Source organism: Nesterenkonia sp. K-15-9-6, from assembly GCF_052656005.1.
The window spans coordinates 81500-93726 of the sequence record NZ_JBQYEY010000005.1; the positions used below are offsets into that span (position 1 = coordinate 81500).

General features: G+C 65.5%; 18 protein-coding genes. All 18 read left to right on the top strand.

Annotated elements, in window-relative coordinates; genetic code table 11:
* Positions 1-48: 48 nt before the first annotated feature.
* The 18 genes from fusA to rplF all read left to right on the top strand — a co-directional run bounded on the left by fusA (position 49) and on the right by rplF (position 12226).
* Positions 49-2163 (top strand): elongation factor G, encoded by a 2115-nt coding sequence (gene fusA, locus SD455_RS04795; RefSeq protein WP_070161796.1) that lies wholly within the window; start codon positions 49-51, stop codon positions 2161-2163.
* Between the two features lie 268 nt (positions 2164-2431).
* Positions 2432-3622, top strand: a complete 1191-nt coding sequence (gene tuf / locus SD455_RS04800) for an elongation factor Tu (RefSeq protein WP_070161794.1) — start codon at positions 2432-2434, stop codon at positions 3620-3622.
* Between the two features lie 576 nt (positions 3623-4198).
* Positions 4199-4507 carry a 30S ribosomal protein S10 gene (gene rpsJ, locus SD455_RS04805; RefSeq protein ID WP_022871716.1) on the top strand — a complete coding sequence of 103 codons (309 nt, stop codon included), beginning with the start codon at positions 4199-4201 and terminating at the stop codon, positions 4505-4507.
* A gap of 23 nt (positions 4508-4530) precedes the next feature.
* Positions 4531-5193: a 50S ribosomal protein L3 gene (gene rplC / locus SD455_RS04810; RefSeq protein ID WP_085437746.1), complete on the top strand. Its 663-nt coding sequence runs from the start codon at positions 4531-4533 to the stop codon at positions 5191-5193.
* 5 nt (positions 5194-5198) lie between these two features.
* Positions 5199-5819 (top strand): 50S ribosomal protein L4, encoded by a 621-nt coding sequence (gene rplD / locus SD455_RS04815; RefSeq protein WP_085437747.1) that lies wholly within the window; start codon positions 5199-5201, stop codon positions 5817-5819.
* Positions 5816-6121: a 50S ribosomal protein L23 gene (gene rplW, locus SD455_RS04820; RefSeq protein ID WP_070161789.1), complete on the top strand. Its 306-nt coding sequence runs from the start codon at positions 5816-5818 to the stop codon at positions 6119-6121. The genes rplD and rplW overlap by 4 nt, the downstream gene beginning before the upstream one ends.
* A 35-nt stretch (positions 6122-6156) precedes the next feature.
* The gene (rplB, locus tag SD455_RS04825; RefSeq protein WP_070161787.1) at positions 6157-6993 is read left to right on the top strand and encodes a 50S ribosomal protein L2; all 837 of its coding nucleotides are present in this window, start codon (positions 6157-6159) and stop codon (positions 6991-6993) included.
* Between the two features lie 12 nt (positions 6994-7005).
* The gene (gene rpsS / locus SD455_RS04830; protein WP_070161785.1) at positions 7006-7287 is read left to right on the top strand and encodes a 30S ribosomal protein S19; all 282 of its coding nucleotides are present in this window, start codon (positions 7006-7008) and stop codon (positions 7285-7287) included.
* 61 nt (positions 7288-7348) lie between these two features.
* Entirely contained in the window at positions 7349-7714 is a 366-nt protein-coding gene (gene rplV / locus SD455_RS04835) for a 50S ribosomal protein L22 (protein ID WP_070161783.1), read from the top strand.
* Positions 7714-8517, top strand: a complete 804-nt coding sequence (gene rpsC / locus SD455_RS04840) for a 30S ribosomal protein S3 (protein ID WP_344684344.1) — start codon at positions 7714-7716, stop codon at positions 8515-8517. The genes rplV and rpsC overlap by 1 nt, the downstream gene beginning before the upstream one ends.
* Positions 8517-8933: a 50S ribosomal protein L16 gene (rplP, locus tag SD455_RS04845; protein WP_070159061.1), complete on the top strand. Its 417-nt coding sequence runs from the start codon at positions 8517-8519 to the stop codon at positions 8931-8933. The genes rpsC and rplP overlap by 1 nt, the downstream gene beginning before the upstream one ends.
* A gap of 2 nt (positions 8934-8935) precedes the next feature.
* The gene (gene rpmC / locus SD455_RS04850; protein ID WP_070159062.1) at positions 8936-9202 is read left to right on the top strand and encodes a 50S ribosomal protein L29; all 267 of its coding nucleotides are present in this window, start codon (positions 8936-8938) and stop codon (positions 9200-9202) included.
* 2 nt (positions 9203-9204) lie between these two features.
* On the top strand, positions 9205-9489 hold the full coding sequence (rpsQ, locus tag SD455_RS04855) for a 30S ribosomal protein S17 (protein WP_070159063.1): 285 nt from the start codon (positions 9205-9207) through the stop codon (positions 9487-9489).
* Between the two features lie 381 nt (positions 9490-9870).
* Complete coding sequence (gene rplN, locus SD455_RS04860) at positions 9871-10242, top strand: 50S ribosomal protein L14 (RefSeq protein WP_070159064.1); 372 nt, start codon at positions 9871-9873, stop codon at positions 10240-10242.
* A 3-nt stretch (positions 10243-10245) separates the two neighbouring features.
* Entirely contained in the window at positions 10246-10581 is a 336-nt protein-coding gene (gene rplX / locus SD455_RS04865; RefSeq protein ID WP_070159065.1) for a 50S ribosomal protein L24, read from the top strand.
* On the top strand, positions 10581-11159 hold the full coding sequence (rplE, locus tag SD455_RS04870; protein ID WP_070159066.1) for a 50S ribosomal protein L5: 579 nt from the start codon (positions 10581-10583) through the stop codon (positions 11157-11159). The genes rplX and rplE overlap by 1 nt, the downstream gene beginning before the upstream one ends.
* Positions 11160-11270: 111 nt before the next feature.
* On the top strand, positions 11271-11669 hold the full coding sequence (gene rpsH / locus SD455_RS04875; protein ID WP_070159067.1) for a 30S ribosomal protein S8: 399 nt from the start codon (positions 11271-11273) through the stop codon (positions 11667-11669).
* Positions 11670-11689: 20 nt separating this feature from the next.
* Complete coding sequence (gene rplF / locus SD455_RS04880) at positions 11690-12226, top strand: 50S ribosomal protein L6 (RefSeq protein WP_085437865.1); 537 nt, start codon at positions 11690-11692, stop codon at positions 12224-12226.
* Position 12227 lies beyond the last annotated feature (1 nt).

Consider the following 12227-nt stretch of genomic DNA (forward strand, 5'->3'; position numbering starts at 1 on the left):
GCGGCTCCACCCTTTTGAGAGAGACCTGAGAGGACAAGGGGATCAACCGTGGCACAAGACGTGCTCACCGACCTGAAGAAGGTCCGCAACATCGGCATCATGGCTCACATCGATGCCGGTAAGACCACCACGACCGAACGCATCCTGTTCTACACGGGCATCAACCACAAGATCGGTGAGACCCACGACGGCGCGTCGACGACGGACTGGATGGAGCAGGAGAAGGAGCGCGGCATCACGATCACCTCTGCCGCGGTGACCTGCTTCTGGGAGAACAACCAGATCAACATCATCGACACTCCGGGCCACGTCGACTTCACCGTCGAGGTGGAGCGCTCCCTGCGCGTGCTCGACGGCGCCGTCGCCGTGTTCGACGGCAAGGAAGGTGTGGAGCCGCAGTCCGAGACCGTGTGGCGCCAGGCCGACAAGTACAACGTGCCGCGCATCTGCTTCGTCAACAAGATGGACAAGCTGGGTGCGGACTTCTACTTCACCGTCGACACCATCGTCGAGCGCCTGGGTGCCAAGCCGCTGGTCATGCAGCTGCCGATCGGTGCCGAGAGCGACTTCATCGGCGTCATCGACCTGCTCCAGATGAAGGCCCTGGTGTGGCCGGGTGACGCCAAGGGTGACGTGACCATGGGTGCGGAGTACGAGACCCGTGAGATCCCCGAGGACCTGCAGGAGCGCGCGGAGGAGTACCGCAACCAGCTCGTGGAGGCCGTGGCCGAGGCCGACGAGGAGCTCATGGAGAAGTACCTCGAGGGCGAGGAGCTCAGCATCGATGAGCTCAAGGTCGGCATCCGCAAGCTCACGGTCGCGGGCGAGGCCTACCCGGTCTTCTGCGGCTCCGCGTTCAAGAACCGCGGCGTGCAGCCGATGCTGGACGCCGTCGTGGACTACCTGCCGTCGCCGGCGGACGTCGAGTCCATGGAGGGCCACAAGCCGGGCGACGAGGAGGCCATCCTCACCCGCCGCCCGTCCAAGGACGAGCCGTTCGCGGCGCTGGCGTTCAAGATCGCCTCGCACCCGTTCTTCGGCACCCTGACCTTCATCCGGGTGTACTCCGGTCAGCTGTCCTCCGGCGCGCAGATCCTCAACTCCACCAAGGGGAAGAAGGAGCGCATCGGCAAGCTGTTCCAGATGCACGCCAACAAGGAGAACCCGGTGGAGGAGGTGCAGGCCGGCCACATCTACGCGGTGATCGGTCTGAAGGACACCACCACGGGTGACACCCTGTGCAACCCGGAGCAGCCGATCGTGCTCGAGTCGATGACCTTCCCCGAGCCGGTCATCAACGTGGCCATCGAGCCGAAGTCCAAGGGTGACCAGGAGAAGCTGTCGACCGCCATCCAGAAGCTGGTGGCGGAAGACCCGACCTTCACCGTCTCTCTCGACGACGAGACCGGCCAGACCGTCATCGGCGGCATGGGCGAGCTCCACCTGGACGTCTTCGTGGACCGCATGAAGCGCGAGTTCAAGGTCGAGGCCAACGTCGGCAAGCCGCAGGTGGCCTACCGCGAGACGATCAAGAAGCGCGTCGAGAAGGTCGAGTACACCCACAAGAAGCAGACGGGCGGTTCCGGTCAGTTCGCGAAGGTGCTCGTCAACTTCGAGCCGCTGGACACCAGCGAGGGCGAGCTCTACGAGTTCGAGAACAAGGTCACCGGTGGTCGCATCCCGCGTGAGTACATCCCCTCGGTGGACGCCGGCATCCAGGACGCCATGCAGCTGGGCGTGCTGGCCGGGTACCCGATGGTCGGCGTCAAGGCCGAGCTCACCGATGGTGCCTACCACGACGTCGACTCCTCCGAGATGGCCTTCAAGCTGGCCGGCTCCCAGGTGTTCAAGGAGGGCGTGAAGCGGGCCAACCCGGTGCTGCTCGAGCCCATGATGGCTGTTGAGGTCCGTACTCCCGAGGAGTACATGGGCGATGTCATCGGTGACCTGAACTCGCGCCGTGGTCAGATCCAGTCCATGGACGACGCCTCCGGTGTCAAGGTCGTCAAGGCCGCGGTGCCGCTGTCGGAGATGTTCGGCTACATCGGTGAGCTGCGTTCGCGCACTCAGGGCCGCGCGGTCTTCACCATGTCGTTCGACTCCTATGCCGAGGTTCCCAAGGCCGTGGCCGAGGAGATCATCGAGAAGAGCCGCGGCGAGTGAGGTGACCCCTCGCGCCTGACGCTCATCGTCCGCTTCCCCCGGGGACCGTCCCGGTCGCCGGGGGAAGCGGACCGAGGGCGGGATGAGCTCCGGAGTCGTCCCGTCGTCGCAACACCCATGCGGGAACCGGTGAACCCGGGCCCGCAGGCCATCCGGAGAATTTCACCAAATACCATGCGCCCCAGTAGACTTGCGAGAGTTTCAGCCTGTTCACCTGTGCGGCTGATAGCAAGTCTTCTGACCTGAACAAGTTCTATAGGAGGAACCTGTGGCCAAGGCAAAGTTCGAGCGGACCAAGCCGCACCTCAACATCGGCACCATCGGTCACGTCGACCACGGCAAGACCACTCTGACCGCCGCCATCTCCAAGGTGCTGGGTGACAAGTACCCGGACCTGAACGAGCAGCGTGACTTCGCGTCCATCGACAACGCTCCCGAGGAGCGCGAGCGCGGCATCACGATCAACGTCTCCCACGTCGAGTACCAGACCGAGAAGCGTCACTACGCGCACGTCGACGCTCCCGGCCACGCCGACTACGTGAAGAACATGATCACCGGTGCCGCTCAGATGGACGGTGCGATCCTCGTGGTCGCCGCCACCGACGGTCCGATGGCCCAGACCCGTGAGCACGTCCTCCTGGCCCGCCAGGTCGGCGTCCCCGCGCTGCTGGTCGCCCTCAACAAGGCCGACATGGTCGAGGACGAGGAGCTTCTGGACCTCGTCGAGATGGAGGTCCGCGAGCTGCTGTCGGACCAGGAGTTCGACGGCGACAACGCTCCGGTCATCCGCACCTCCGGCCTGAAGGCCCTCGAGGGCGACGCCGAGTGGGTCAAGACCGTCGAGGACCTGATGGACGCCGTCGACGAGTTCATCCCGGAGCCGGAGCGCGACAAGGACAAGCCGTTCCTGATGCCGATCGAGGACGTCTTCACCATCACCGGTCGCGGCACCGTGGTCACCGGTCGCGCCGAGCGCGGCACCCTGTCGATCAACTCCGAGATCGAGATCATCGGTATCCGCGAGAAGCAGAAGACCACCGTCACGGGCATCGAGATGTTCCACAAGCAGCTCGACGAGGCCTGGGCCGGCGAGAACTGCGGTCTGCTGCTGCGCGGTCTGAAGCGTGACGACGTGGAGCGCGGCCAGGTCGTCGCCGCTCCGGGCTCGATCACCCCGCACACCGACTTCGAGGCGAACGTCTACATCCTGTCCAAGGACGAGGGCGGCCGTCACAACCCCTTCTACACCAACTACCGTCCGCAGTTCTACTTCCGGACCACGGACGTGACCGGTGTGATCTCCCTGCCGGAGGGCACCGAGATGGTCATGCCCGGTGACAACACCGAGATGACCGTGGAGCTCATCCAGCCCATCGCCATGGAGGAGGGCCTCGGCTTCGCCATCCGCGAGGGTGGCCGCACCGTCGGCTCCGGTCGTGTGACCAAGATCCTGAAGTGATCTGATCCCCACGGCTGATCCGCAGGAGGGCCCAGGTCAGGACCTGACCTCCTCCTGAGGGCGCACAAGGGCCCCCGATGTCCACCAGGACGTCGGGGGCCCTTGTTTTGCGTGCTGGAGGTTTTTCTGTCAAGATGGACAAGTTGCTCACGGACGAGTGCGCCCTGAGATGGCTGCGGCAGGCGATATGATCGCAGGCCCGCTCCCCAGGGGTCGCCCGAATCCCGGTGTCATCAGGCGCCGATGAGCTGTCAATCTGATCGAAGTCCAGCCCGATCTGCGCGGTGTGTCCTGCTGTGCGCGGAGTTCTCCGCTCATCAAAGCGACACGCCCGACCGCGGGGGTCGGAGTCCGGCGGGGCGAGCAGCCCGTCATCATGACGGGTTCGGCCTGACCGGGGTGTGCATCACGGCCTTGCCTGATGCGCAGTCCACAACTGCAGAAGGGGAGTGCCGCTCAGGCCTGTCGCGAGACGGGGATGGGGCGATGCCTTTTCTGGGAGCGTGATGCTCTGCCGCAGCGGTGGACTGCGAGAAGACCAGACGAAGAAGCACTGACCAGAAAGAGGCAGACGCCATGGCGGGACAGAAAATCCGCATCCGGCTGAAGTCGTATGACCACGAGGTCATCGACACCTCAGCCCGGAAGATCGTTGACACGGTCACGCGCGCAGGTGCGACGGTAGTGGGCCCCGTGCCGCTGCCCACCGAGAAGAACGTGTACGCCGTGATCCGTTCTCCCCACAAGTACAAGGACAGCCGCGAGCACTTCGAGATGCGCACCCACAAGCGCCTCATCGACATCGTCGACCCCACCCCCAAGGCGGTCGACTCGTTGATGCGACTCGACCTGCCTGCAGATGTCAACATCGAGATCAAGCTCTGAAGCAGGGAGGTGCTGAGAGAACTATGACCAACATTTCCCGCGTCGAACTGAACGTCAAGGGACTGCTGGGCACGAAGCTCGGCATGACCCAGGTCTGGGACGAGGACAACAACCTCGTTCCGGTCACTGTCGTCCAGGCCGACTCCAACGTCATCACGCAGGTCCGCACTGACGAGACCGACGGCTACAACGCGGTGCAGATCGGCTACGGCCAGATCGACCCGCGCAAGGTCACCAAGCCGCTGGCGGGCCACTTCGCCAAGGCCGGTGTGACCCCGCGTCGCCACCTCGTCGAGGTCCGCACCGCCGACTCCTCTGCCTATGAGGCCGGCCAGGACCTCTCCGTCGAAGCCTTTGAGGCCGGCCAGAAGGTCGACGTCGTCGGCAAGACCAAGGGCAAGGGCTTCGCCGGCGTCATGAAGCGTCACGGCTTCGCCGGTGTGGGCGCCTCGCACGGTCAGCACAAGAACCACCGCAAGCCGGGCTCGATCGGTGGCGCCGCCACTCCGGGTCGCGTCTTCAAGGGTCTGCGCATGGCCGGCCGCATGGGCAACGAGCGCCACACCACGCACAACCTCACCGTCCACGCGGTGGACGCCGAGAAGAACCTGCTGCTCATCAAGGGCGCCGTCCCCGGTGCTCGCGGCCAGGTCGTCCTGGTCCGCACGGCAGTGAAGGGAGCATGATCCACATGGCCAACAAGGTTTCCGTCGACCTCCCTGCCGAGGTCTTCGACGCCAAGACCAACGTCGCCCTGATCCACCAGGTCGTGGTCGCGCAGCAGGCTGCAGCCCGTCAGGGCACGCACAAGGTCAAGACCCGTGCGGAGGTGTCCGGCACCACGGCGAAGCCGTTCCGCCAGAAGGGCACCGGCCGCGCGCGCCAGGGTTCGATGATCGCCCCGCACATGATCGGCGGCGGCATCGTCCACGGCCCGACCCCGCGCAGCTACGCCCAGCGCACCCCCAAGAAGATGAAGGCCGCCGCTCTGCGCGGCGCCCTCTCCAACCGGGCGCGCAACGGACGGATCCACGTCGTGGACGCTCTGGTCTCTGAGACCCCGTCCACCAAGGGCGCCAAGGAGGCCCTGGCCTCCCTGGGCGGCGCGAACCGCAACTGGCTGGTCGTGATCGACCGCAGCGACGACGTCGCCGCGCTGTCGACCCGCAACCTGCCGCACGTCCACACGCTGTACTCGGACCAGCTGAACACCTATGACGTCGTCGTCTCTGACGACGTGGTGTTCACCCAGGCCGGCTATGACGCCTTCCTCGCGCAGCAGGCGGGCGCCGAGAAGGAGGAGACGAAGTGAGCGTCCTGACCGAGAAAGACCCCCGGGACGTGGTCATCGCACCGGTCGTCTCGGAGAAGTCCTACGGCCTGATCGACGAGGGCAAGTACACCTTCCTCGTCGACGTCAAGGCCACCAAGTCGGAGATCAAGTACGCCGTGGAGAAGATCTTCTCGGTGAAGGTCGACTCCGTCAACACCATCAACCGCCCGGGCAAGCGGAAGCGCACGCGCTTCGGCTGGGGATCTCGCAACGCCACCAAGCGCGCGATCATCACCCTGCGCGAGGGCAACATTGACATCTTCGGAGGTCCGCTGGGCTGAGCCCCGCGGAGACCACTTAATCGAGGAAGAAGAACATGGCTATCCGTAACCTCAAGCCGACCACCCCGGGCCAGCGCGGCTCGTCGGTGGCCGACTTCGCAGAGATCACCCGGGACACCCCGGAGAAGTCCCTGCTGCGCCCGCTGTCCAAGTCGGGCGGCCGCAACAGCTCGGGCAAGATCACCACTCGCCACAAGGGCGGCGGTCACAAGCGCCAGTACCGGCTGATCGACTTCCGTCGCTCGGACAAGGACGGCGTCCCGGCGAAGGTCGCGCACATCGAGTACGACCCGAACCGCACCGCCCGCATCGCCCTGCTGCACTTCGCCGACGGCACCAAGCGCTACATCCTGGCTCCGGCCAAGCTGGAGCAGGGTGCCCCGGTGGAGTCCGGCCCGAACGCTGACATCAAGCCGGGCAACAACCTCCCGCTGCGCAACATCCCGCTGGGTACCGTGATCCACGCGGTGGAGCTGCGTCCGGGCGGCGGTGCCAAGCTGGGCCGCTCCGCCGGAGCCTCCATCCAGCTGGTCGCCCGTGAGGGCAAGTACGCCCAGCTGCGTCTGCCCTCCGGTGAGGTGCGCAACGTCGACGTCCGCTGCCGGGCGACGGTCGGCCAGGTGGGCAACGCCGAGCAGTCCAACATCAACTGGGGCAAGGCCGGCCGCAACCGCTGGAAGGGCATCCGCCCGACCGTGCGCGGTGTGGTCATGAACCCGGTGGACCACCCGCACGGTGGTGGTGAGGGCAAGACCTCCGGTGGTCGCCACCCGGTCAACCCGAACGGCAAGCCCGAGGGTCGCACTCGTCGTCCCAACAAGGAGAGCGACAAGCTCATCGTGCGTCGCCGTCGGAACAAGAACAAGCGATAGGAGCCTGGAGACATGCCACGCAGCTTGAAGAAGGGCCCCTTCGTTGATCAGCACCTGTACCTGAAGGTCGTGGCTGAGAACGAAAAGGGCACCAAGAACGTCATCAAGACCTGGTCCCGCCGTTCCATGATCATTCCGGACATGCTCGGCCACACGATCGCAGTGCACGACGGTCGCAAGCACATCCCGGTGTTCATCACCGAGTCGATGGTCGGGCACAAGCTCGGCGAGTTCGCGCTGACCCGCACTTTCCGCGGCCATGTGAAGGACGACAAGAAGGGCAAGCGTCGCTGATCCCCTCACGGGATGAGTGAACGTGAAGCCTCTTCGATCGAGAGACGAGAGAAGGAAAGCAATGGAAGCCAAGGCAATTGCGCGCTACCTGCGTGTGACGCCTATGAAGGCCCGGCGCGTCGTCGACCTTGTCCGCGGCAAGCAGGCCAACGAGGCGCTGGCGATCCTCCAGTTCGCCCCGCAGGGCGCCTCGGAGCCGGTGTACAAGGTGGTGGCCTCCGCGCTGGCGAACGCTCGCCAGCACGCGGACCAGGCCGGTGTCGCCTTCAATGAGGACGACTACTACGTCACCGAGGCCCGAGTGGACGAGGGACCGACCATGAAGCGGTTCCGTCCGCGCGCCCAGGGTCGGGCGTACCGCATCAACAAGCGCACCAGCCACGTCACCGTCGTGGTCGGTACGGAAGAGAAAGGTGGGGATCAGTAGTGGGACAGAAGATCAACCCGAATGGTTTCCGTCTGGGTGTCACCACTGACCACGTCTCCCACTGGTACGCCGACTCGAGCAAGCCGGGTCAGCGCTACAAGGACTTCGTGAAGGAAGACGTCCAGATCCGGGAGCTGCTGAACAAGAGCGTCGAGCGCGCCGGCATCTCCAAGGTCGAGATCGAGCGCACCCGTGACCGCGTCCGTGTGGACATCCACACGGCACGTCCGGGCATCGTGATCGGCCGCCGCGGCGCCGAGGCGGACCGCATCCGCAGCGAGCTGGAGAAGCTCACCGGCAAGCAGATCCAGCTGAACATCCTCGAGGTCAAGAACCCCGAGACCGACGCTCAGCTGGTCGCCCAGGGTGTGGCCGAGCAGCTCGCCTCCCGTGTGGCCTTCCGCCGCGCGATGAAGAAGTCCATCTCGTCGGCCATGCGTGCCGGCGCCAAGGGCATCCGCATCCAGTGCGCCGGACGCCTGGGCGGTGCGGAGATGTCCCGTTCGGAGTTCTACCGCGAGGGTCGCGTGCCGCTGCACACCCTGCGCGCCAACATCGACTTCGGCAGGCACGAGGCCAAGACGACCTTCGGTCGGATCGGCGTCAAGGTCTGGGTCTACAAGGGTGACCTGACCGCCAAGGAGCTGGCCGCTCAGCAGGCCTCCCAGCCTTCGGGCCGGGGCGGTCGTGGCGGTCGCGGCGGTGCCGGCGGCGGCGAGCGTCGTCGTCGCGGCGGTCGCAGCCGGGACCAGCAGGGCGCTCCGGCGGCTGCCGAGTCTGCAGCTGAAGGAGGACAGAGCTGATGCTGATGCCCCGTCGAGTCAAGTACCGCAAGCCGCACAAGCCCAAGCGCCGCGGCCAGGCCAAGGGCGGCACCGAACTCGCCTTCGGCGAGTACGGCATCCAGGCCCTGGGCCCCGCCTACGTGACGAACCGGCAGATCGAGTCGGCACGTATCGCGATGACCCGCTACATCAAGCGAGGCGGAAAGGTCTGGATCAACATCTACCCGGACCAGCCGCTGACCAAGAAGCCCGCCGAGGTCCGCATGGGCTCCGGTAAGGGCTCGCCCGAGTGGTGGGTCGCCAACGTGAAGCCCGGACGCGTGATGTTCGAGCTGTCCGGTGTCAGCGAAGAGGTCGCCAAGGAGGCCCTGCGTCTGGCAATCCACAAGCTGCCGATGAAGGCACGCGTGATCAGCCGAGAGAGTGGTGAGTGACGATGGCAGTCGGTTCGAAGGATCTGACGGTCGAGAAGCTCTCGACCATGGACGACGCTTCGCTGGCCGAGCAGCTGCGCTCCGCCAAGGAGGAGCTGTTCAACCTGCGCTTCCAGTCCGCCACCGGTCAGCTGGAGAGCTCCAGCCGCCTGAAGGCCGTCAAGCGTGACATCGCCCGGATCTACACGGTCCTGCGGGAGCGCGAGCTGGGCATCCGTGAGATGGTCGGCGCCGAGGCAGAGGCTGCTGAAGAGAAGGCTGAGGACTGAGCATGAGCGAGAAGAACACCGAAGCACAGGGCACCGAGCGCAACTACCGCAAGAACCTGCGTGGTGTGGTCGTGTCCGACAAGATGGACAAGACCATCGTGGTCGAGGTCGAGGACCGCAGGAAGCACTCCCTGTACGGGAAGGTCATGAAGCGGCACTCGAAGTTCAAGGCTCACGACGAGAACGGCGACGCCGGCATCGGCGACACCGTGCTCATCTCGGAGACCCGCCCGCTGTCGGCGTCGAAGCGCTGGCGCCTGGTGCGGATCATCGAGAAGGCCAAGTGATCATCGACTGATGAGCATCCCGTGCCGCGCTCCCTGTGGGGAGCGCGGCACGGCACCCCGGCCCGGAGGGGCCGGCTGACGGTTCGGGACCCGACTCACCGCGGTGAGTTGGGTCCCGAACTGTTTTCAGGTATGATATTGAGGCTGTGCGCCCTTGCAGCGGGACCATCCATCCCGCGGGCCCTCGTCTCCGGTCGCCAGACCGGGAGGGTTGAGGAAAGCGCACGTCCCCCAAGGCCGCCTCGGCCCCGTGGACAGTGACAGATCGCGTCTGACGCGATGGACCACGGGGGTAAGCGGCGGGGGAGTGTTCCCGTAGAAGTTCCGCAAGGCTCGTCGGATGGACGACGAGAACCGGCGAGACGACAGGAGATTATCCACGTGATCCAGCAGGAATCGCGGCTGAAGATCGCTGACAACACCGGGGCCAAGGAACTTTTGGTCATCCGTGTTCTCGGCGGATCGGGACGCCGCTACGCAGGCATCGGCGACACCTTCGTCGCCACCGTCAAGGACGCCATCCCCGGCGGCAACGTCAAGAAGGGCGACGTCGTCAAGGCTGTGCTCGTCCGTTCGAAGAAGAAGACCCGCCGCAACGACGGCTCCTACATCAGCTTCGACGAGAATGCTGCCGTCATCCTCAAGGGTGACACCCCGGAGCCCCGCGGTACCCGTATCTTCGGGCCGGTGGGTCGTGAGCTGCGCGACAAGAAGTTCATGAAGATCGTCTCGCTCGCGCCGGAGGTGCTCTGACTCATGGCAAAGATCAAGAAGGACGACCTCGTCCAGATCCTCACCGGCAAGGACCGGGGCAAGCAGGGCAAGGTCCTCGAGGTGCGGCCGCGCGAGGAGCGCGTCGTCGTCGAGGGCGTCAACCGTGTGAAGCGCCACCTCCGTGCCGGCCAGTTCGGCAACACCGAGGGCGGCATCGTCGAGTCCGAGGCCCCCATCCACATCTCCAACGTGGCCGTGGTGGACCCGGAGTCGGGCAAGCCCACCCGGGTCGGCTACCGGGAGGAGACCGTCGAGCGTGACGGCCGCACCAAGACTGTGCGCGTCCGGTACGCCAAGGCCTCCGGAAAGGACCTGTGATGACCGAGGTGCAGAGCGTGACCGAGAAGATCACCCCCCGTCTGAAGACCAAGTACCGCTCCGAGATCCGCGAGGCGCTGCAGGGCGAGTTCGGCTACGGCAACGTCATGGAGGTCCCCGGCCTGGTCAAGGTCGTGGTCAACATGGGCGTCGGCGAGGCAGCACGCGACTCCAAGCTCATCGACGGCGCCGTGCGCGACCTGACCAACATCACCGGCCAGAAGCCGAAGGTCACCCGCGCCCGGAAGTCCATCGCGCAGTTCAAGCTGCGCGAGGGTCAGCCGATCGGTGCGCACACCACGCTGCGCGGCGACCGCATGTGGGAGTTCATCGACCGCCTCGTCACCCTTGCGCTGCCGCGCATCCGTGACTTCCGCGGCCTGAGCCCCAAGCAGTTCGACGGCAACGGCAACTACACGTTCGGTCTGACCGAGCAGGCTGTGTTCCACGAGATCGACCAGGACGCGATCGACCGTGCTCGCGGCATGGACATCACCGTGGTGACCACCGCCAAGACCGACGACGAGGGCCGCGCGCTGCTGAAGGCGCTCGGCTTCCCCTTCAAGACCGAACAGTAAGCACTACGCCGCAGGTCCCTTCACCAGAGGTTCCATCGGCCCCGACCCTGTCGGGGACGCTGAGTCCCTTCGGAGATCGGAAACCGCGGCGAGGAAGGGCACACGCCCCACATGACAATGACTGACCCAGTCGCAGACATGCTGACGCGTCTGCGCAACGCCAACTCGGCCTACCACGACCAGGTCTCCATGCCCAGCTCCAAGCTGAAGGTGCGGGTGGCCGACATCCTCAAGGCCGAGGGTTACATCACTGACTGGCGCGAGGAGGAGGCCGAGGTCGGGAAGACCCTGGTCATCGACCTCAAGTTCGGCCCGAACCGTGAGCGTTCGATCGCCGGCCTGCGCCGCATCTCCAAGCCCGGTCTCCGGGTGTATGCGAAGTCCAACAACCTCCCGCACGTGCTGGGCGGTCTGGGCATCGCGATCCTGTCCACCTCTTCCGGTCTGCTCACGGACCGGCAGGCTGCCAAGAAGGGCGTCGGCGGGGAAGTCCTCGCCTACGTCTGGTAACCGGAAGGAGTCGAAGCACAATGTCACGCATCGGTCGTCTTCCGATCACCATCCCTGTCGGCGTCGAGGTCTCCCTCGACGGCCGTGAGATCTCCGTGAAGGGCTCGAAGGGCTCGCTCCAGCGGACCCTCGCCGAGGGCATCGACGTCGCCATCGAGGACGGCACCATCACGGTGACCCGTCCCGACGACGAGCGCGAGTCCCGCTCCCTGCACGGCCTGACCCGCACCCTGATCAACAACATGATCATCGGTGTCACCGACGGCTACACCAAGAAGCTCGAGATCGTCGGCACCGGTTACCGCGTGCAGGCGAAGGGCTCGGACCTCGAGTTCGCCCTGGGCTACTCGCACCCGATCCAGGTGGAGGCCCCCGAGGGCATCACCTTCCAGGTCGAGGGCGCCAACAAGCTCGCGGTCTCCGGCATCGACAAGCAGCAGGTCGGCGAGGTCGCCGCCAACATCCGCAAGCTGCGCAAGCCTGACCCGTACAAGGGCAAGGGCGTGCGCTACGAGGGCGAGCAGATTCGCCGCAAGGCCGGAAAGGCAGGTAAGTAAC

Coding starts and splice junctions, on each gene's coding strand:
- rpsJ (WP_022871716.1), top strand. CDS start 4,199: ATGGCGGGACAGAAAATCCGCATCCGGCTGAAGTCGTATGACCACGAG.
- rplC (WP_085437746.1), top strand. CDS start 4,531: ATGACCAACATTTCCCGCGTCGAACTGAACGTCAAGGGACTGCTGGGC.
- rplD (WP_085437747.1), top strand. CDS start 5,199: ATGGCCAACAAGGTTTCCGTCGACCTCCCTGCCGAGGTCTTCGACGCC.
- rplB (WP_070161787.1), top strand. CDS start 6,157: ATGGCTATCCGTAACCTCAAGCCGACCACCCCGGGCCAGCGCGGCTCG.
- rpsS (WP_070161785.1), top strand. CDS start 7,006: ATGCCACGCAGCTTGAAGAAGGGCCCCTTCGTTGATCAGCACCTGTAC.
- rplV (WP_070161783.1), top strand. CDS start 7,349: ATGGAAGCCAAGGCAATTGCGCGCTACCTGCGTGTGACGCCTATGAAG.
- rplP (WP_070159061.1), top strand. CDS start 8,517: ATGCTGATGCCCCGTCGAGTCAAGTACCGCAAGCCGCACAAGCCCAAG.
- rpmC (WP_070159062.1), top strand. CDS start 8,936: ATGGCAGTCGGTTCGAAGGATCTGACGGTCGAGAAGCTCTCGACCATG.
- rpsQ (WP_070159063.1), top strand. CDS start 9,205: ATGAGCGAGAAGAACACCGAAGCACAGGGCACCGAGCGCAACTACCGC.
- rplX (WP_070159065.1), top strand. CDS start 10,246: ATGGCAAAGATCAAGAAGGACGACCTCGTCCAGATCCTCACCGGCAAG.
- rplE (WP_070159066.1), top strand. CDS start 10,581: ATGACCGAGGTGCAGAGCGTGACCGAGAAGATCACCCCCCGTCTGAAG.
- rpsH (WP_070159067.1), top strand. CDS start 11,271: ATGACAATGACTGACCCAGTCGCAGACATGCTGACGCGTCTGCGCAAC.
- rplF (WP_085437865.1), top strand. CDS start 11,690: ATGTCACGCATCGGTCGTCTTCCGATCACCATCCCTGTCGGCGTCGAG.